Genomic DNA, 576 nt, shown 5'->3' on the forward strand with positions numbered 1-576 from the left:
CCCTTCTCGCGGATAGTCAGACGGTGGGCACGGCGCAAACGCGCCTTTGCCCACCCTACAGATCTCAGAACGGATGCACCGAGAGCGTGCCGAACACGATCGCGGCAATGAGCGCGAACGCGCTGTAGAGCGCGGCGGTGTGAAAGCCGGTGCCGGAACGGCGGGACACCGAGCGTGCGTAAAGGTGCAGGCGGGCTTCCGCCGATAGTTCGCGCATGGTCGATCTCCAACGCAGCATGGAATGCATATGGAATATCGATCGCGCTCCGATGCAAGATATCAGCTGAAATAGCGATACGGGCGCTCCGGCGCCCTCCATTTCGAGGGGAAAATTCCCCCTCTCCCGACCAGAGCGAGAATTTTATTCGGGCCGACTTGAGCCGGTTGGAACCCGGAATGGTAAAACGTCCTGCTGGAACCGGACCTTGCTTCTTCGGTTCGCCGAACCTCAGCCGACCGGGCTCAAGGCTTCCAGCGCCCGATTCCGAAGGCAGTCAGGTGACCTTCTATGTCTGCAGGATCGAAAGCCGGTCCGGCAAAGGCGCCGATGGCTTCCGAAGCGGCTGGGACCGTACC

At 61.3% G+C, this 576-nt stretch carries 2 protein-coding genes; one reads left to right on the forward strand and one right to left on the reverse strand.

The genetic code is table 11. The features are described 5' to 3' along the window. Nucleotides 1–64: 64 nt before the first annotated feature. The gene (locus CQ12_RS13485; protein ID WP_176721835.1) at nucleotides 65–217 is read right to left on the reverse strand and encodes a hypothetical protein; all 153 of its coding nucleotides are present in this window, start codon (nucleotides 215–217) and stop codon (nucleotides 65–67) included. 179 nt (nucleotides 218–396) lie between these two features. Here CQ12_RS13485 and CQ12_RS46295 point away from each other — a divergent pair. Beyond that, a partial coding sequence (locus CQ12_RS46295; RefSeq protein WP_245309900.1) for a hypothetical protein occupies nucleotides 397–576 on the forward strand: 180 nt, incomplete at its 3' end.

This window comes from Bradyrhizobium jicamae (assembly GCF_001440395.1).
In the GTDB taxonomy this organism is placed as follows: domain Bacteria; phylum Pseudomonadota; class Alphaproteobacteria; order Rhizobiales; family Xanthobacteraceae; genus Bradyrhizobium; species Bradyrhizobium jicamae.